We start from the raw sequence: 16,963 nt of genomic DNA on the forward strand, positions 1-16,963 counted from the left end.
CGTCCACCATCAGGGCGGCGCGGTCCATTCCTCGGCTCCGGCCGCTCTTGGGTACGTCATCGCGGCCGCCGCCGACCCGGCCATCGACGCGGACGTCCGCCAGGAGCTCCTGGACCTCGTCGGGGCGCTGGCCGACGCGGCGAACAGCGCAGCACCCCGCTTCGTCACCTCGGCCTGGCCCGCCGCGTGGGACCTGGCGGTGACGGACCTGTTGCCGCTGCTGGACGGTCCGCTGGCGGTGCACCGTACCGCCGTCGCTGACGCCCTCGCGCAGGCCCACCACCGGGCCGACGAGGTGACCGCGGGGCTGCGGACCCGGTGGGCCGTGGAGTCCGACCCACAAACGAGGATCCAACTCGTCGACTCGGTCGGCTCGTTGATCGCCCATGCTCGTGAACAGCGCGGCGCCTCGATCGGCTGGCTGCGGGAACTCATGGACGACGCCGAGCCCTCCGTACGCCTCGCTGCCGTGCAGGCCTTGCGCCGCGCGCTTCCGGGGCAGGACGACTCCGTGTACGCACAGACAGTGTCCAACGTGCTGTCCGGCAGCGAACCGGAGACATGGCGGCCGGGACGCAGCGCGGCCAAGCCCACGGTCGTCTGGGCCGTCGGCCTGCTGGGAGAGGACCGGGCGGCCCTGGCCGACGCAATCCAGAGACTGATCGGCCACCCCGACCCCTCCGTGCGCGCGGGCGCGCTGCAGGCGGCCGCCCAGGCGCTCAGCCGTCGGCGCTCCGCCGTCCCGGAGTTGCTACCGGCTGTGGCCCGTTCACTGTCCGACCCCGAGCCCGACAACCGGCTCTTCGCCGCCCGGGTCCTCGGCATGTGCGGGCACGCCGCCCGTCCCTGGGCGGACGCGCTGGCGGCCATGGTGACGGACGAGGGCGAGCCGTACCTGCCCGCCCGGTCCCACGCGATCTGGGCCCTGTCCCGGCTCGGTGACGCCCGGTGCGTACCACCGCTGGTGCGGCGGCTGGCCCAAGCGCAGCTCGGGTTCGCGTACCACGCGTCCCACGCCGACGGCTGGTGGACGTACGAGCTGAGCCTCAACGAGGTCGCCGCAGGGCTCAGCGCCCACGCCGACGCACTGCTGCCCCCGCTGCGGGCCCGGCTCGCCGCCGCATCCACCCTCGACGAACGCCGCGAGCTCTGCCGCTTGCTGGAGTCCTGGGGCGCCGCGGCCGCCCCCGCCCTCCCGGAACTGCTGGGCCTCCTGGACACCCACGCCGTGGTGTGGGCTTTGGACGCACTCGCCGCGATCGGACCGGCCGCGGCCCGGGCCGTGCCCCGCGAGCGGCTGCGCGCCCTGCTCGACGCCCCGCCCGCGGACCAGCCGTTCGCGCCGCGCAGCCTGGCGCTCGCGTACGGGCGGCTGACCGGCGACCGGGAGCCCGCGCTGGCTCTTCTGGTCCCGCAGTTGGGCGAGCCGTACGACCAGGACAACGCCGCCGTTCTGCTGGCGGAACTGGGCACGCCGGGCGCCGCGTACGTCGGGCGGCTGCGCGAACTCCTCACCGTGCACCAGGAGGGCTGGCTACCGCTGCGTGTCGGCGAGGCGCTGTGGCGGATCACCGGGCGAACCGACGAGGTGGTCCCTGTCCTGGTCCGGGCGATCGCACCGTTCACCGAGCGGGGCGACGTTCATCGGGCGGTCGTCGAGGCCGTGAAGCTGCTGGCCGAGATCGGCGCCGACGCCGCCCCGGCGGAGCCCGTCCTGCGGGCGTTCCTGGACGCCGACGAGCGCCCCGTCAGACAGGGAACCTGGCGCTCCGTCCCGGAGGACGACGAACTGTGCGACGCGGCGCGCGCCGCACTCCACGCCATCTCCGGACCTGGCGCCGCCTGACACCGCCTGACACGGCACGAGCCACGGCGCCCACCCGCCCGTACAGAGGACCGGGCGGAGGCTCTGATCTGACCCATGCGTCCCCCTGTTCGCACCGTTCCTCGATGTCATGATGGCGGGTGTGAGCTTCCCCTATACGGCACCCAAGGCCGTCCTCGTGCAGGACCGCTGGCGCGCCCGGGAGGCGCCTGACGGGGACTTCATCATGTTCGGCGACGGATCCCTGTCGGTCATGAATCTCATGCGGTTCTCCCCCGCCGACCGGCTCCATGACCGGCGGGCCGAGGACTGGCAGTGGTGGGAAGTTCTACGGGCCACCGCGTGGACCCCCAGTACCTGGATCGACGTCGATACGACCTTCGCCACCTGCGTCCACGCCGGAAGCCGCGCCCTGGCAGGGGAATCATCGGCCCACGGCAGCATCGGCTGGGTCGCCCTGACCCGGGACGACGACGACCACACTCTGCAATGGATCGCGGTCTCCTGCGACTCCAACCCGTTCACCGAAGTCACGCTGGACGCAACCACAGTGACCGCCACCAGCACCCTGGGCCGCATCTGGACCTTCCCCAGAGACAACCCCCAGCAGGTGAAGATCACCGAAGATCCGGCCTGTCCCTGGCCCAAGCCACCTCAGGCAGTGGTCCCGCCGGCTGGAGATCACCCAGGAGCGAACTACCCCTGAAGCGACGCCAACGTCGTCACCACAACGTCGGTTGCCCTCCTGTACCGCTCCGACTCACCCGGCTGAGCCCGTCCCGACGGCCCCACGCTCTCGCTGTGCGCGACGAGCCTGAAGATCAGTGCACGAATCAGCATCTGCTGCCAGGCCGGATGATCACTGACACTCGTCAGCAGATCGGACGGAAGATCGAACCACAGCAGACCGTCTGCGATCACGATGGCCTCGGCAAACACCGGTGGTCGCCAGTACGGCGAAAAGTCGATGACTACAGGCACGTCGTCTGCCGCGAAAAGCACATTCCCGGTGAGATCGCCGTGAATGAGCTGAGCCGCCTCCTGCTGCACCGGCCGCCTCAGCTCCAGCAGCGTCGAATACGCCGCGGAGAGGTCATCGATCACGTCGATGTCCTGTTCGCACCACGCGACCCGGTCGGCCACAGCCCAGGGATGGGCCCGCCGGTCGAGGAACTCGGGCCGGGGCAGGTTCCGCAAAGCGGCATGGAAGGAACGGCCGACACTGAGCACACCGTCCCAGTGTCCCCGCGGACCAGGCTCTCCGGTCAGGAACTCGCCGGCGGTCCAGCCGTCCACGACACTTCGCCCATCAGCCGCCCGCAGCGGCCGCGGGACGCGGAAACCACTGCCTGCCGCCAGCCCCTCGAGCAGGGAAGCCGCCCACTCGGTCTCGTCCTCAGGCCCCTCAGCAGGCTTGAACACAAACCCACCGACGAGAACGCTTCGCCCTTGCCCACCGGCCAACTGAACCGGACTGCCCCTCACCCCGAAGGCCTCAAGGACGGACGCGGACGGGAGTGCGTTGCTCAACTGCTCGGTCACGCCGCGCATCCTGCCGACACCGACCCGCCCGGCGCACCTTCTTTTCGCCCACCCGTGGCCTTCGCACCGGCGGCTGGACTTCTGCACGGCAGGCGAGAGCGGGTGTGCCTCAGCAAAGCGCTCCGCCGGCCCCTGGCCGCGTTACCGGGGCGTCAGTACGCAGAACTCGTTGCCGTCGGGATCGGTCATCGCCACCGCGCCGAGCTCGCCCTGGCCGGCGTCGGTTCGGGTCGCGCCGTGGGAGAGCAGCTGGTCGACCTCTGTCTGCCGATCGCCGTCGGTGGATGGAGCGAGGTCGAAGTGCAGGCGGTTCCTGCCTGTTCTGGGAGCCACTGGTGGGCCGCCCCAGGTGATCTTCGGACCACCGTGCGGTGAGCGGATCGCGGTCTCCTGGTCCTGGTCCCAGACCAGCGGCCATCCCAGCGCTTCGCTCCAGAAGTACCCGACTTCCTGCGAACCGTCGCAGGCCAGGGCGCCGATGAATCCGCAGTCGGCGAGGAACTTGTTGCCCGGCTCGATGACGCAGAACTCGTTGCCTTCGGGGTCGGCGAGTACCACGTGACCGTCTTCCGGGGTCTGGCCGATGTCGATGTGCCGTGCGCCAAGACCGAGCGACCTGGTCACCGTCTGCTGCTGGTCCTCCAGGGATGTACTGGTCAGATCGAAGTGCATCCGGTTCTGGCCGGCCTTCCGATCCTGACTCGGCAGGAAACGGATGCGGAACCCGGTGTCATCACTGGGCAGGAGCATGATGCCGTCGTGTGGATCGTCGACCATCTCCCAGCCCAGGACCCCGGACCAGAACCTCGCGAGCCGCAGCGGCTCGCTCGCATCGAAACAGACCGCGAACAGTTGACACGTCATACCCTGCGCATCTCCGATCACTGACCGACCGCTGTCGACAGGGCGCCTTTGTCGGCCCCTCGAACGGGAGCCTATGGCGACCCCACGTCACCCGCATCCAGGTTTTCGCCCGCACGCCCTGGTGCAGCCGGGATGCTGAACGCGGTCAGCCCGCACCCTGGTGCGAAACGGCTCAAACCAGGACGGGTTGCGGTTCCGGTTGCTGCACCGGTGCGGCCTTCAGATCCCACAGCTTGGTGGTCCGCAGGTAGCCGTGCACCACCGACGCCATCGCGAGAACAAGAAGCGGTCCGGACAGCCACGCGTGTTCGGCCATTTCCATCGGCAGATAGCGATACGCCACCAGGAGCCCGGCGAAGACCGCTGCGCCGTGAGCGACCAGCCGTATTCCTGACCGTTCCCAGCCACGGTCGTGCGCGCGCAGCCCTGCCTCGATCGTGAAGGCGAACACCACGCCGGCAACGAGATCCGCACCGTAGTGATAACCGAATCCCAGCGTCGCGCAGAGCGTGGCGATCAGCCAGAACGTGCCCGCGTAACGCAGAGAGCGCGGGCCCTTGCGGGAATGAATGAAGATCGCGGTGGCCCACGCTGTGTGCAGGCTGGGCATGCAGTTGCGGGGGGTGACCGCGTCGAAGAGCACCGGGTGCGGGGCGGCGATCGGCGGCAGCGTGTTCGGCCACAGGTTGGCCAGCGCCCAGTGCTCGCCGCCGCCGGCGCCGATGCCGACGCCGTAGGCATAGATCGGTCCGACGACCGGGAAGAGCATGTAGATGGCCGGCCCGAGCAGGCCGATGACGAGGAAGGTGCGCACCAGATGATGGCGCGGGAAGCGGCGCTCGGTCGCCACATGGCGCAGCTGGTACAGCGCGACGAGGACAGCGGCCACCGCGAGCTGAATGTAGACGGCGTCGAGAAGATGGGTGCCGATCGGGCCGCTGGCCCTGACGATCCGGCCCATCAGCCACGACGGATTGCCCAGCGCGCGATCGGCGGTCGCCACGTACTGGTCGAGCACCATCGGGCGGGTCTTCGACGTGATGAGTAGCCAGGCATCGCCGGTCTTGCGGCCGGTCACCAGCAGCAGGCCCAGCCCGACGCCCTTCAGCAGCAGGACACGTTCCCGGCCGGTGCGATGCGTGACAGCGATGACCCCATAGCTCAAAAGCACCCACAACGCGCCGTTGCCGAAGGTCAGCCTGGAGTCGGCCGTCCACCGCACCAGGAAGAAGACGACGTCGATGCCGAGCGCGGCACCGAGCGCGATGAACCGTTGCCGCCAGGTGAGCACCAGCATCATCAACGCCATGCCGGCGTACAGCAGCGGCCCCGATTTGGGGCCGAATATCAACTCTTGCACCTGGTTGGTGATCGGCCCCCGCAGGCCGTAGCGGCGCGCGGTGATCTCCAGCGCGATGAGGAACGCGAGGGCCGCCACACTCACCGCGGCCCACAGCATCACCCGCGGTTGGCGCCATGCGGCGAACGCAATTCTGGAGTTAATTCGTGAAAACATGCGCGCTGCTATAGATATCAATTGTTTGGCCGATTTGTTAGATGTAAATAAAGACGCTCTTTGTGCTGGTCGGTATGGCTTTCTGGTGAATGAATGGGCGATCAGGGTGATCGTCGCGAGGTCGATCATCCTATCGGAGCGGGTGCGGGTGGGTTTCACCGGTCGCTGATGAAGCGAAGGTGGGCCAAGTGGTCTCAGCGCAGTCGGCGTGCGCGCAGCACCAGGTCGTCGGTGTGGTGCGCACCGGCACCGCCGTCGGGTGCGAGGCGCGGCCGCTGCTCATCCACCTCCACCTCCCAGTCGTCGTCGAGTAGGGCAGCGACCATCTGGGGCCAGACGTAGTCGGCCGGGTCGAAGCCGCTGTCGTCCGGGTGCTGGGTGTCCATGCCCGCGTGGTGCACGAGCAGCAGCACGCCGCCGGGCGCGACGGCCGCGAGCATCGCTCGCTCGGCCGCGGCGTCGGGGGTGCGCAGCAGGGCCGCGTACTGGGCGGAGACCAGGTCGAAGGAGCCCGGCGGGAGGGCCGCGTGCGCCAGTTCGGCGTGCACCCAGCGGACGGCGAGACCGGCGTCCCGGGCGTGGCCGGCCGCCCGCTCCAGCGCCACGCTCGAGACTTCGAGCGCGGTCACGTCCCAGCCGCCGCGTGCGAGCCAGAGCGCGTCGGCTCCCTCGCCGCAGCCGACGTCGAGGACCCGCCCGGGTGTGAGATCGGCGGCCTCCGCCACGAGCGCACCGTTGGGCCGGCCGCTCCACAACTGCTGCCGGTCGGCGTACCGGCTGTCCCACTCCTCCCGTACCGCGGGGTCCCCGGCATACCCGTCGGCGGGTGCGGGAGCGTCGGACGCGGGCGAACCTGTTGCGATGTCGTCGGTCATGCGCCCGCCGTCGCCCCTTGCGTCCCGCTCACGCCACTCCTGTTGCCGCCCCGGCAAAATTCCGGGCGCCCGGACCGTGGATCCCTCGGCCCGGGACCACATCGATCACCGTGAACCGCCGCGCCGCTCCTCGACCCTGCCGAGCGGCGCGGCGACGGCCTCATCCTCCTGCGCGCGGCGGCCGGGTCCCAGCGGTGGGCCCGGTGGTCGGGCAGGTGACATCCGCGGCGGGCAGCCTTCCGGTGCGCAGGTAGACGTTGACCGTGTTGTCGGCGCAGGTGTTGCCGTACGCGCCGTAGATACCGTGCCTGTCGGCACCGTCGACAGTGACCAGGCGCGAACTGGGCCACGCGCGATGCATCGCCGTGGCGCCGGCATAGGGCGTACGGGGGTCGCCCGTGGCGTTGACCATCAGCGCGGGAAGGTCGTGGCGTACGACGGTGGGGCGTTCGCGTGGCCGGTCCCAGAAGGCGCAGGGGCTGATGTCGTTCGTGAACGGTCCCACCAGCGGGTGGAGCTCACGGCTGCGCTGGACGTCGCGCCAGTAGACCTCCGGGTTGCGCGGGGCGGCCACGTCACCACAGAGGATCGCGGTCTGCACGCTGCCGTAGGCCGATGCCTCGTCGCCTCCCTTCAGCAGGAAATCCAGCGCCTCCGCGAAGTCGGCGTCGGGCTCGGCCCGTCGCCCTTCCGCCGCCTGCTCCAGGGTGCGGATCGAGGAGGCGAACGACCGCCGCGCCTGCTCCGTATCGTCCGACAGACCGTTGAAGACGACGAACGGCACAATGTGTTCGTCGAGCTGATAGGACACCGAGGACCCGCCACCGATCACCAGGGGCCGCTCGGTGGCGGTGCGCTGGATGCGGTCGATCGTGCCCAGGACGGCGTCACGGGTCGTGCCCAGGCCGTATGCGGAATCGTGCTCGGCGGCCCATCCGGCCCAGTGGCTCAGCGCCGTCTCGTTGGCGGTCTCGGTACCGACCAGCAGCCGGGGGCCGTACCGGGACGGGTCGATCACGCCGTCGAGGACCATGCGGTCGGTGCGGCCGGGGAACATCGTCGAGTAGACCTCACCGAGGTAACTGCCGTACGAGTAGCCGAGATAGGAGACGCGGCGCTCGCCGAGGGCGCCACGGACGACGTCCATGTCGCGGGCGGTGTTGCGGGTGGTGATGTACGGCAGCACGTCGGCGTTCGTCGTCCGGCAGCGGTCGGCCAGGTCCCGTTGGAACGCCGTCACGCGGTCGAACCCGGCTCGGTCCGAACCTGCCCAGCGGAAGGGGCTGCCGGTGGGCCATCCGCAGTCCAGCGGAGTGCTGCGGCCGACGAACCGGGGATCCATGCCCACGATGTCGTAGCGACCGCCCGCGTCCTTCATCGCGTCGTGCACCCAGGGCGGGTCGCCGATGTCCTGTCCGCCGGGGCCGCCCGTGTTGAGCAGCAGGGAGCCGATGCGGTGAGCGGTGTCGGTGGCCTTGATCCGCGAGACGGCGACGGTGATCGTACGGCCGCCGTGATCGGCGTAGTCGAGTGGCACGATGACGTCCGCGCAGCGGGCCCCGGCCTTCTCCAGCTCCTGGCCGGTGTCGTCGTCGGGGCCGAGGACACAGCTCTTCCACGCCAACGACTGGTGTTCGTAGCGGTCGAGTCCGGCAGCGGTCGTCGGGGCGGCGGCCGGGGGGTGCGAGACGGCGGCGGGTGGGGCCGACGCTGACGCCGGAATACCCGCCGCCAGCACGAACGCGGCAGCAAGGGTCGCCGTCACTGTGCGCGGATTGTTCACAAGTCCCATGCACACGACGCTAGGCCGAGCCGGTCGCCGGCTCACTCCGGCCAGCTCCCGGCCGCACCTGGTGCCAACCCCACCGCCGTTGATCGGGACATCCCCCGGCAGGTGACCGTGGACTCCGCGGCACAACGCCGGCCCAGTCCGGTGGCCTGGGCCGGCGTTCACCTCACACCGGTATCGGCATCTTGAGATGAGCGGTGGTCACCTTGGCGGTCCAACCGGGCTCGGCGGTGACCATCACGCCGGGAATGGGGTGGTCGGCGGGAAAGGCCTGTGCCGTTCCAGCGCCTCGCCCCGCGGTGTCGACCGTGGCGGCGGTGTGCCGCTCGTGCGGGGACCGGCCAGGGTGCGGTCCGCCGGGACCGCACCCTGGCGCACGGCCCGGCCCATCGAAGGGCGCGCGCGGCCGGGCTGGCTACCGCACCGTGATGGTGGTCAGACGCGTCATCTCCGGCCGCGCGAGGTAGGCCCTGAACGCACCGAGGTCGATGGCACCGGCCGTCAGCTGGAGGGTGCCCCCTGAGAAGCCCAGTTCCTCCACCGAGAAGGTGCCCCACACGGCGGCGGGGAACGCGGCCGCCAGGGCCGTGGCCCGTTCGGCGAACTTGAACTGGCCGGCGAGTTCGATGACCTGGACCGGTTTCTCCTTGCTCCAGTCCCTGCAGGCCCGCCAGTTGTCCGTGTCCGCGTCGTCCCAGAAGTCCGCGAAGGGATCGGTCGCGAAGATGTCCTCACTCTCCGAGGACGACGAACTCGCCACGACTGCGGCCTTCGGCGCCGCCTCGACCGCGGTCTGCTGCGCCCGGCGCACGACGGCCAGCTCGGCGGCTCGGTGGTCGGCCAGCCAGGCGGCCAGCGGGTCCGCCTCGGTATCGGGTGTGACCTGCGCCTTCCAGGCCGCCGGGTCCTTCGTCCTGGTCATGATGCCCAGCAGCCGCTGGGCGTCCGGGTTGCCCTCGAGGCGCTTCCACAGCGCCAGGCAGGCCGCCGGGCCGGCGGTGTGACCGAACGCCATGCAGGCGTTGAAGGAGTCCACATAGCTCGGGGAGAGCTGGGCCTCCGCCTCGCCGAATTCGGTGAGCGGAGACCGGTAGGAAGCGCCCGTGAACCAGCCGACCGGCTGATCGTGGGAGTCCCAGCCCTGCTGGTACACGTCGATGACGGGCACGATGTGGGTCGACCAGAACTTGAGCAGGTGGTTCCCGGTGGCCTGCGCCCGCTCCTGCGAGGTGAGGGCCGCCCAGCCGGCGCGGCGCTCGGCCGTGCCGGCGGTGAAGTAGGAGGCGACGAAGCGGTCCAGCGCGGTCACGGGCGCGGGAACGGCGGCCGGAGCGGGTTCCGTCCGCAGTCGCTTGGTCACCCTCGCGCGCGACTTCTCCGTCAGACCGTACAGATAGTTGAGGAAGTCCCACGCGCTCAGCGAGCCGCGGTACTGGCGGGCGTCGTGCAGGATCAGCAGGGACTCCAGCTTCTTGGAGGAGGCCAGGATGAACGACGCCTCGCGGGCGCCCGGGGCGGTGGAGGCGAGCTTGTGGAACGCGGGGATCGCCACGTCCGGGGTCTTCGTCATCCGCTCGAACCAGACCTTGGCCTCGTCGATGTAGCGCGCCAGGTGGGCGTTCGGCTCCGCGTAGGTGTCGGTCGCCGGGAACGTGGTCGTCATCTTGCTCTGCCCCGACTCGCTCGCCTTCCCCACGCAGAAGGCGAGCCGGATGTCGGTGTCGTGGACCCGGCCCAGGATGCCGTCACACTGATGCCGGCCGCCCGTGCAGCCCTGGAGGTCCGTGCAGAGCTGGGTCTCGTTCCCGAACCCCTCGGTGAAGCCGATGTAGATGATCGTGTTCTTCGAGGAGTCGACGGTGCGCATCCGCTGGTACTCGGGATGGGTGAGCGGACCGATCCGGTAGTTGTGGACCTTCGAGGTCTTCCCGGCCGTCGCGTCGAAGGTGGTCGGCGGCTCGAAGCCCCCTTGTGTGGACAGGACCGCCATGCCGATGGTGATGGCCAGCAGGGTGTTGACCTCTGCGTAGATGCCGATTCTGCTGCCGGTCGGGACGAAAGTGTCGGGCTCGCTGTAATTCCCGTGGCCCATGATGAAGGTGGTCACCTGCTACTCCCCCGGTTTGTGACTACCGGCCCGCCGAGCGGGCCCACCACGGAGCAATGTGCGCGAACCAGCCCACAACGTACGGGAGTTGGAGCCAATTGACCGACTCCGCCCGGGTACGGGCCGTCCGGCGAAAGTGGTTTGCCGACCGGGTGTCGCGTGGGTAGCGTCGCCGCCCGTGACCCCTACGCTGCGCACCGAGCGACCGCTCCTGGAACCGTATGTCCCCGAGGACGAAGAGGGCTTCGTCGCACTGTTCCAGGACACCAGGGTGTCGCAGTGGATGGGTGACGGCCCCGCCTCCGAAGCGGCGGACCGGGCCCTGTTCGGGCGGATCTTCACGAAGGTCTATGCCCAGGAGTTGTTCGATGTCTGGGCCGTCCGTCGGAACGGGCTCCTGGTCGGGCATGCCGAGATCAAGCCGACCGAGGTTTCCGGAGGCCACGAGATCATCTACGCTCTGGCGCCGGCGGCCTGGGGGTCAGGCCTGGGAACCGAACTGGCGGAAGCGATCACCGCCTACTGCTTCGGCACCCTCGGACTGTCCAGGGTTCACGCCACCGTAGCCGCGACCAACAAGGCCTCACTGACCCTGCTGGACAGAATCGGCTTCGAGCATGTCCGGGACGTCACCGAGGACGACGCCAGCACCACCCGCGTGTTGGTCCGCCCTCTCCACGCGAGCGACACGTCGCCCGTCGCACGATAGCGACGGGCGAGCGCGCGGCCACGACCGCCTGCCCCGGTTCAGCCGACACCGACGGTCTGTCGCTCGGGCTCGATCACGGCCACGACGCGCTCCGGTCCTCGGGAGTACGGCGCACCGGTGTACTTCGTCGAGATCCGGTCGATGATCGTCCAGGCCGCATCGCCCTCGATCCATTCGACGACGCCACGGCCGGCGACAAGGCGACGGCCTCCGGTCCGAGCTGACGAGCGGCGTCCGGGATCGCGATAGGCCTCACCGCACGAGCGACGGCCCGCCTGCTGCCTCGGGATATCCACAGCTACGGCGGGCCGACGCTCGATCAGTACGGTCCCCGGCGTCGGGCCGGCTCCGCCGGCCACCTCGGGGATGCGGTCCCCTCAGTCGTCCTCGGACGTCTTCCCCGGCGCCTCGTCGGCGCGGGACCGTTCCGACTCGTCCCCCTCGTCGGCCAGGTCCGCCTGATCCGGAGGATCACTGGTCCGCGCGACAGGCGGCGTCGGCGCCGTGATCGTCTGCGGTTCATCGGAGCCCGGGCGCGTGCTCGGCTGGGAGCCGGGAGCGTGGGGCGTCTTCGTTTCGTCGTCAGGATTCGCCATGAATGACGTGTTCCCACTTTTTCCTGTTCAAACGCCCCGCGGTGCGCCGTCCCGGTGATGCAGCGGCCGGTGCCGCGACGACACGACCCAGGCCCGGCGGGCGTCGGCGAGCTGGGCGGGGACGGCACCGAACCACCAGGCCCTTGACCAGCTCGCCAGCGCCGCCTACGGCCTCAGTGCCGCCGACTCCCGACTGCGCGGTCGCGCCACGCGCACCCCCGGCGCGCTCTCCCTCACCCACGCGCGAGCCCTGCGCGTCCTCGCCGATCAGGGGCCGCTGCCGGTCGGCCGGCTGGCCGCCGCCAGGGAGACCACCGGGGCCGCCGCCACGCAACTGGTCAACGGCCTCGCCGCAGCCGGCCACGTCACTCGCGAACGCCCCGCGGGCGACAAGCGATCGGTCACGGTCGCCCTCACCGACAGCGGCCGCCTTCTGCACCAGGAGCGCCAGGCCGCCCTGACCCAGGACCTCGACACCGCACTCGCCCACCACGGCACCGTCGCCCTTGGCACCGCGACCGACGTACTGCGGGAGCTGGTGACCATCCACGACCGACTGTGACGACAACAACGCCTCCCGCCGAGGACCGTGGGCGAGAGGCGTGGCGCTGTCGCCGCGGTCAGCGCACCAGGGGGAGGAAGACCGTGTCGACGATCTCTTCGAGGACGTGGTCGGGTACGGGGGCGAAGGTCGTGAGGACCTCCTGGCGCAGCAGGTCGAAGGGAAGGGACTTGATGCGTTCGGTGAGGAGTTCCGGCTTGATCTCGCCGCGGTCGACGGCACGGTCGAAGAGCACGTCGACGGAGTTCTCACGCCCCGTCGCGAGGAGGTCCCGGGGGCTGGTTCCCGTCTCCTGGTAGTAGCCGGCCAGGTGCACGCTCATGACGGTGATGAACTGGACGCGGGTGGCGTTGATCTCCCGCATGAGGGTGAGGACGTCCCCCCGCAGGCTTCCCGTGTCGGGAACGTCGAGGCGGTTCTCCTCCAGGCTGCGGACGATGGTCGCCCGGACCAGCTCGTCGCGGTCGGACCAGCGGCGGTAGAGAACGGGCGGACTGGTGCCCGCGCGCTGAACGACCGCGTCCATGGTGAACCTGGCGTACCCGTTGGCCACCAGTTCTTCCCAGGCCGCATCGAGGAGCGCCTTCTCCAGTGCCGCTCCGCGGCGTCGTTCGGGCATCCATACCTCCTTGGATAGACTTGCCTATCTTATTCTAGCGCCCTACTCTGGCATCCGTAAGATAGACCTCTATATCTTAGGTGGCCGTTCATGAGTACTCCCCACGGGACCGGAACCGCACTCGCGGCGGCGGACCCCTCTCCTGGCTCGCCCCGGTCGTTGCGCGAGGCCTGGGTGGCCTTGGCCGGACTGTCGGCAGTGTTTCTGTTCGAGATGCTGGACAACTCGATCCTGAACGTCGCGTTGCCCACGATCGGACGCGATCTGCACGCTTCGACGATCGCGCTGCAGTGGGTGACAGGCGCCTACGCCGTCGTGTTCGGCGGGTTGATGCTGGCGTGCGGCGCGATCGCCGACCGGTTCGGCAGGCGACGGATCATGCTCATCGGGCTGGTTCTGCTCGGCGTGGCGAGCCTGGCGACCGCCTTTGTCTCCACTGTGGAGCAACTCATCGCCGTCCGGGTGGCGATGGGGGTCGCGGCCGCGATGACGACCCCGGGATCGATGGCGCTGGCATTCCGGCTGTTCGACGAGGACGGCCTGCGCGTCCGTGCGACCACCCTCATCTCGACCGTGGGTCTGGTGGGGCTCGCGATCGGCCCGACCGTGGGTGGCTTCGTGCTGGCGATCGCGCCATGGCAGGTCCTGCTGCTGGTGAACGTGCCGATCGCCGTGCTCGCATTCATCGGTGTGCGGTCCGGTATCGGCGCGGACGTCGCGGCCGATCTGCACCGCGATCCGGTGGACATCGCAGGTGCGGTGCTGGGTACGGCGACGATCGTGCTCGCACTCGTCGCACCGACGCTGTTCGTCCACCAGGGCGCCGCATCGTGGATCCCGTGGGCGACCACGGCAGCGGCCGTCGTGGCTGCGATGCTCTTCGTCCTCCGCGAGCGCTCGGCGCGTTACCCGCTCCTCGACCTCGAACTCGTTGCTCACCCTCTGGTGTCCAGCGGCCTGGCGTTCAAGGCCGCGGCCGGGCTGGCCACCGCCGGCCTCGGATACCTGGTGACGCTGCAGCTGCAGCTCGACTGGGGGTGGACGCCCGCACTCGCCGCTCTCGGAATGCTGCCGCAGGTCATCGTCCTCGTCGCGGGCGGCGCGTTCGTCAATCCGTTCGTGCAACGGGTCGGCCTCGAACGGGCCGCATGGCTCAGTGCCGCAGCGGTCGTGTTCGGGCTCGCCGTCTACGGTCTGCTGGGCAGGTTCGGATATGTGTGGGTCGCGATCGCACTCGTGCTCGTGGCAGCGGGAATGCGCGTGGTCGGCGTGGTCGCCGGAGTCAACGTGCTCCGTGGTCTGCCGAAGAATCGCACCACGATCGGCGCTGCCCTCGTCGACACTGCCACCGAAGTCACCTCCGGAATCGCCATCGCCGTCACCGGCACCATCCTCGCGGCCTTGTTCACCGGCAACCTCGCCACAGCGAACTGGAGCACGCAACAGACCGCGGAATTCCAGGAGGCGGTCACGATCGCGGGCCTCACGCTCACCGTCGTGGCCGCAGCACTCGTCGGCTGGGGAATCGTCCGTACGCGACGCGTCACGAACGGCCGGGCGACCACCTCCGCCGACGACGCGATCGGCGAGAAGGCCACGGCATGATGCGTCGATCGGGAGAACCGGCGCGGACCGACCGCCGCCGGGTCCTGGTCGCCCATCGATCCGTACGGCACGTTCCGACGCGACATCCTCCAGCGGGCCGTGCCTACTGCCCGTCGTCGCACCGGTCCCCCGCCGGACCGGCCATGCTGCGCAGGACGGCGGCGCTGTCGGCGTCCGCCGGATAGTAGGACTCGATCGAGATCTCTTCGAGCGTGATGTCCTGAGGGGTTCCGAACGTCGTGATGGTCGAGAAGAGTCGCACCTCGCCTCCGTCCAGCCGGAAGACCATCGGAATCGCCACCTCGGACTCCAGCCCAGGGGTTGATCCGGCAGGCTCGTCGTCCGCGAAGAACTCGTCGTACAGGGCGCCGATCACCGGATCACCGGTCCTGGCGACCTGGCGGGACAACCGGGCGCGAAAGAACGAGCGAACGTCCGCCAGGTTCACGATCCGGGAGGCGAGACCCCGTGGATCGAGCCCCAGCCGCACCATGTTGACCGGAGCGACAAGGAGTTGAGGGTTGACGTCGGCGAGGAAATGCACGACCGGTGCGTTGGTCATCAGAATGTTCCAACGCCGGTCCACGACCAGGGCCGGATAGGGCTCGTGCGCCTTCAGCACCCTGGCCACGGCGTCCCGAACGGCCGACATGTCCGGCTCGTCGAGCGGCCGTTCGCGATAGCGGGGCGCGAACCCGGCCGCCACCAGCAGCCGGTTGCGATGCCGCAACGGCACCTCCAGCTGAGCGGCGAGCCGCAGCACCATGTCGGCGCTGGGCCGGGATCGGCCGGTCTCGATGAGGCTGACGTACCGCGGCGAAACGCCCGCCGCCAGCGCGAGATCGAGCTGGCTCAGCCGTCGGCTGTGGCGCCACTCGCGCAACAGGCCACCTACCGTCTCCACAGCGCCGACCCTAGTCGTACCCTCCGACCACGTTCCATGAACTGCGAGTTCATCGACAGTCCCCGACCACCCCAGCACACTCGGGGACATGAGCACTGACTACAAGGAACTGGTCCTCACCTGCCTGGCGCGGTACGGCAAAGGCGACCTCGATGCCGTCGCGCCGCTCCTGCGCGACGACTACACGGATCACGGGCTGCCGTTCCGGACCACCACGAAAGCGGATTGGATCGCGGCAGCACGGAAGCTGCCCCTCACCGACATACGGATCGACATCCGCCGCCTTGTGGCAGAAGGCGACTACGTGACGATGTTCTCCCGGCGGTGGCTGCCCGGAGGCGGGCTCGACATCGCGGTGGCCGATGTCTTTCGCCTCCAGGACGGCCTGATCGCCGAGCGGTGGGAGATCGTCGAACCGATCACGGCAGATGCTCCAGATCCGGTGGCGACTTTGTAGCCTAGGGGGCCAGACCCGGTACAGGCCCGCAACCCCGTGCGTCACCGACTCGCGGCAGGGTGCGGGCGACCGTCGGCCGGGCCGGCAGGGGCATCCACCCGGTCGGTGCGCCGGTACCGCCACCACGGCGCGAGCTGTACGACGCCGAAGGCCACCTCGACGACGAAGAACAGCCAGAGCAACCGCATGGCACCGTGGGTCAGTGCGTACGCCTGCCACGCCGCGAACAGCGTGCGCGCGGCGCCGTCGAACAACCCGTGCACCGGCAGCGGCCGGACGATGCGCAGGACGGCCCAGACGACCACGACCGAACCCATCAGATTCGCGTACAGGGTCTGTACCGGGTCGAGTTCGGGCAGGTGGCCCATCCCGAGTGTGTCGCCCAGTGATGACAGCGCATTGTGCAGCAGCGCGTACGTCCACGGTGTCGCGAATCCTGCCGTGACGACGAGGTCGTACCAGGCGCTCGCCCGTACGACGTGAAGGTAGGACGGGCGTGCGGGGGTGAGGTAAGGGATCACGGTGAGGCTCCTGCTGTTCTTGGGGCAGCGACACCTCACGCTAAACAGTGGAGTACGGTCCAAGGTCAAGCCCATCGTGCGACGGAGGACCATGCGTATCGGAGAGCTGGCCGCGCAGGCGGGCATGACCAGGGACACCATCCGGTTCTACGAAAAGGTCGGCCTCGTCCAGGGCCGGCGGTTGCCCAACGGCTACCGCGACTTCCCGCCCGAGACGGTCGCCTGGCTGCACTATGTCCGCACCGCGCAGACGCTCGGGTTCTCCCTCGCGGAGATCGCACGGACCGGCGAGGAACTACGCGAGCACCCGGATACCGCGGAAGCGCTGTCGGCGCTGTTCGAGGAGAAGATCCACGTCGTCGACGCCCGCATGGCTGAACTCGCGGCCCTGCGGGACGAACTGGCCGCGCGCGTGGGCACCGGCTGCCCGCTACGGGCAGCACAGGGCTGATCCATCGCCAACCCTGCCCGC

The 16,963-nt window shown here is 69.6% G+C and carries 18 protein-coding genes; 7 read left to right on the forward strand and 11 right to left on the reverse strand.

Going from position 1 to position 16,963, the window contains the following annotated elements; translation table 11 throughout:
• Positions 1 to 1,846, forward strand: a 1,846-nt coding sequence (locus tag O3W51_RS02915; RefSeq protein WP_269283543.1) for a HEAT repeat domain-containing protein, incomplete at its 5' end; no start/stop codon positions are given.
• 121 nt (positions 1,847 to 1,967) lie between these two features.
• Positions 1,968 to 2,531 carry a hypothetical protein gene (locus O3W51_RS02920; protein WP_269283547.1) on the forward strand — a complete coding sequence of 188 codons (564 nt, stop codon included), beginning with the start codon at positions 1,968 to 1,970 and terminating at the stop codon, positions 2,529 to 2,531.
• Here O3W51_RS02920 and O3W51_RS02925 read toward each other — a convergent pair.
• The 6 genes from O3W51_RS02925 to O3W51_RS02950 all read right to left on the reverse strand — a co-directional run bounded on the left by O3W51_RS02925 (position 2,522) and on the right by O3W51_RS02950 (position 10,518).
• Positions 2,522 to 3,367 (reverse strand): phosphotransferase, encoded by an 846-nt coding sequence (locus O3W51_RS02925; RefSeq protein ID WP_198357737.1) that lies wholly within the window; start codon positions 3,365 to 3,367, stop codon positions 2,522 to 2,524. The two genes, O3W51_RS02920 and O3W51_RS02925, sit on opposite strands and share 10 nt — an antisense overlap.
• 141 nt (positions 3,368 to 3,508) lie before the next feature.
• On the reverse strand, positions 3,509 to 4,231 hold the full coding sequence (locus O3W51_RS02930; RefSeq protein ID WP_198357736.1) for a VOC family protein: 723 nt from the start codon (positions 4,229 to 4,231) through the stop codon (positions 3,509 to 3,511).
• Positions 4,232 to 4,403: 172 nt separating this feature from the next.
• Positions 4,404 to 5,747, reverse strand: a complete 1,344-nt coding sequence (locus tag O3W51_RS02935) for a phosphatase PAP2 family protein (RefSeq protein ID WP_381587134.1) — start codon at positions 5,745 to 5,747, stop codon at positions 4,404 to 4,406.
• A gap of 194 nt (positions 5,748 to 5,941) precedes the next feature.
• A complete protein-coding gene (locus O3W51_RS02940; protein ID WP_138352346.1) occupies positions 5,942 to 6,622 on the reverse strand; it encodes a class I SAM-dependent methyltransferase in 681 nt (226 codons plus the stop codon).
• A 160-nt stretch (positions 6,623 to 6,782) separates the two neighbouring features.
• Positions 6,783 to 8,414 (reverse strand): alpha/beta hydrolase, encoded by a 1,632-nt coding sequence (locus O3W51_RS02945; protein WP_138352345.1) that lies wholly within the window; start codon positions 8,412 to 8,414, stop codon positions 6,783 to 6,785.
• Positions 8,415 to 8,826: 412 nt separating this feature from the next.
• Positions 8,827 to 10,518, reverse strand: coding sequence for a putative adhesin (locus O3W51_RS02950; RefSeq protein WP_138352344.1), 1,692 nt, complete (start codon positions 10,516 to 10,518; stop codon positions 8,827 to 8,829).
• Between the two features lie 178 nt (positions 10,519 to 10,696).
• Between O3W51_RS02950 and O3W51_RS02955 the strand changes: the two genes are divergently transcribed.
• Positions 10,697 to 11,227, forward strand: a complete 531-nt coding sequence (locus O3W51_RS02955) for a GNAT family N-acetyltransferase (protein WP_269283553.1) — start codon at positions 10,697 to 10,699, stop codon at positions 11,225 to 11,227.
• A 38-nt stretch (positions 11,228 to 11,265) separates the two neighbouring features.
• Here the strand turns inward: O3W51_RS02955 and O3W51_RS02960 are convergent, their stop codons facing one another.
• Positions 11,266 to 11,523, reverse strand: a complete 258-nt coding sequence (locus tag O3W51_RS02960) for a hypothetical protein (RefSeq protein ID WP_198357733.1) — start codon at positions 11,521 to 11,523, stop codon at positions 11,266 to 11,268.
• Positions 11,524 to 11,604: 81 nt separating this feature from the next.
• Positions 11,605 to 11,823, reverse strand: coding sequence for a hypothetical protein (locus tag O3W51_RS02965; RefSeq protein WP_138352342.1), 219 nt, complete (start codon positions 11,821 to 11,823; stop codon positions 11,605 to 11,607).
• A 193-nt stretch (positions 11,824 to 12,016) separates the two neighbouring features.
• On the opposite strand from O3W51_RS02965, the gene O3W51_RS02970 reads away from it, so the two are divergent.
• Complete coding sequence (locus O3W51_RS02970; RefSeq protein ID WP_138352427.1) at positions 12,017 to 12,385, forward strand: MarR family transcriptional regulator; 369 nt, start codon at positions 12,017 to 12,019, stop codon at positions 12,383 to 12,385.
• Between the two features lie 58 nt (positions 12,386 to 12,443).
• Here the strand turns inward: O3W51_RS02970 and O3W51_RS02975 are convergent, their stop codons facing one another.
• A complete protein-coding gene (locus O3W51_RS02975; RefSeq protein ID WP_138352341.1) occupies positions 12,444 to 13,004 on the reverse strand; it encodes a TetR/AcrR family transcriptional regulator in 561 nt (186 codons plus the stop codon).
• 90 nt (positions 13,005 to 13,094) lie between these two features.
• Between O3W51_RS02975 and O3W51_RS02980 the strand changes: the two genes are divergently transcribed.
• Positions 13,095 to 14,609 (forward strand): MFS transporter, encoded by a 1,515-nt coding sequence (locus tag O3W51_RS02980; RefSeq protein ID WP_138352340.1) that lies wholly within the window; start codon positions 13,095 to 13,097, stop codon positions 14,607 to 14,609.
• Between the two features lie 103 nt (positions 14,610 to 14,712).
• On the opposite strand, the gene O3W51_RS02985 is transcribed toward O3W51_RS02980, so the two are convergent.
• Positions 14,713 to 15,513 carry a helix-turn-helix domain-containing protein gene (locus O3W51_RS02985; RefSeq protein WP_138352339.1) on the reverse strand — a complete coding sequence of 267 codons (801 nt, stop codon included), beginning with the start codon at positions 15,511 to 15,513 and terminating at the stop codon, positions 14,713 to 14,715.
• An 88-nt stretch (positions 15,514 to 15,601) separates the two neighbouring features.
• Here O3W51_RS02985 and O3W51_RS02990 point away from each other — a divergent pair, with 88 nt between their 5' ends.
• Positions 15,602 to 15,970, forward strand: a complete 369-nt coding sequence (locus tag O3W51_RS02990; RefSeq protein WP_138352338.1) for a nuclear transport factor 2 family protein — start codon at positions 15,602 to 15,604, stop codon at positions 15,968 to 15,970.
• 41 nt (positions 15,971 to 16,011) lie between these two features.
• Here the strand turns inward: O3W51_RS02990 and O3W51_RS02995 are convergent, their stop codons facing one another.
• Positions 16,012 to 16,491, reverse strand: coding sequence for a hypothetical protein (locus O3W51_RS02995; protein ID WP_138352337.1), 480 nt, complete (start codon positions 16,489 to 16,491; stop codon positions 16,012 to 16,014).
• Positions 16,492 to 16,582: 91 nt separating this feature from the next.
• Between O3W51_RS02995 and O3W51_RS03000 the strand changes: the two genes are divergently transcribed.
• Positions 16,583 to 16,942: a MerR family transcriptional regulator gene (locus tag O3W51_RS03000; RefSeq protein WP_138352336.1), complete on the forward strand. Its 360-nt coding sequence runs from the start codon at positions 16,583 to 16,585 to the stop codon at positions 16,940 to 16,942.
• Positions 16,943 to 16,963 lie beyond the last annotated feature (21 nt).

Source organism: Streptomyces sp. H39-C1, from assembly GCF_027158125.1.
Lineage (GTDB): Bacteria > Actinomycetota > Actinomycetes > Streptomycetales > Streptomycetaceae > Actinacidiphila > Actinacidiphila fildesensis.

Excerpts from the sequence above, each read along its gene's own strand:
- O3W51_RS02930 (WP_198357736.1), bottom strand. The coding sequence starts at position 4,231 with ATGACGTGTCAACTGTTCGCGGTCTGTTTCGATGCGAGCGAGCCGCTG.
- O3W51_RS02935 (WP_381587134.1), bottom strand. The coding sequence starts at position 5,747 with ATGTTTTCACGAATTAACTCCAGAATTGCGTTCGCCGCATGGCGCCAA.
- O3W51_RS02940 (WP_138352346.1), bottom strand. The coding sequence starts at position 6,622 with ATGACCGACGACATCGCAACAGGTTCGCCCGCGTCCGACGCTCCCGCA.
- O3W51_RS02945 (WP_138352345.1), bottom strand. The coding sequence starts at position 8,414 with ATGGGACTTGTGAACAATCCGCGCACAGTGACGGCGACCCTTGCTGCC.
- O3W51_RS02965 (WP_138352342.1), bottom strand. The coding sequence starts at position 11,823 with ATGGCGAATCCTGACGACGAAACGAAGACGCCCCACGCTCCCGGCTCC.
- O3W51_RS02975 (WP_138352341.1), bottom strand. The coding sequence starts at position 13,004 with ATGCCCGAACGACGCCGCGGAGCGGCACTGGAGAAGGCGCTCCTCGAT.
- O3W51_RS02980 (WP_138352340.1), top strand. The coding sequence starts at position 13,095 with ATGAGTACTCCCCACGGGACCGGAACCGCACTCGCGGCGGCGGACCCC.
- O3W51_RS02990 (WP_138352338.1), top strand. The coding sequence starts at position 15,602 with ATGAGCACTGACTACAAGGAACTGGTCCTCACCTGCCTGGCGCGGTAC.
- O3W51_RS03000 (WP_138352336.1), top strand. The coding sequence starts at position 16,583 with ATGCGTATCGGAGAGCTGGCCGCGCAGGCGGGCATGACCAGGGACACC.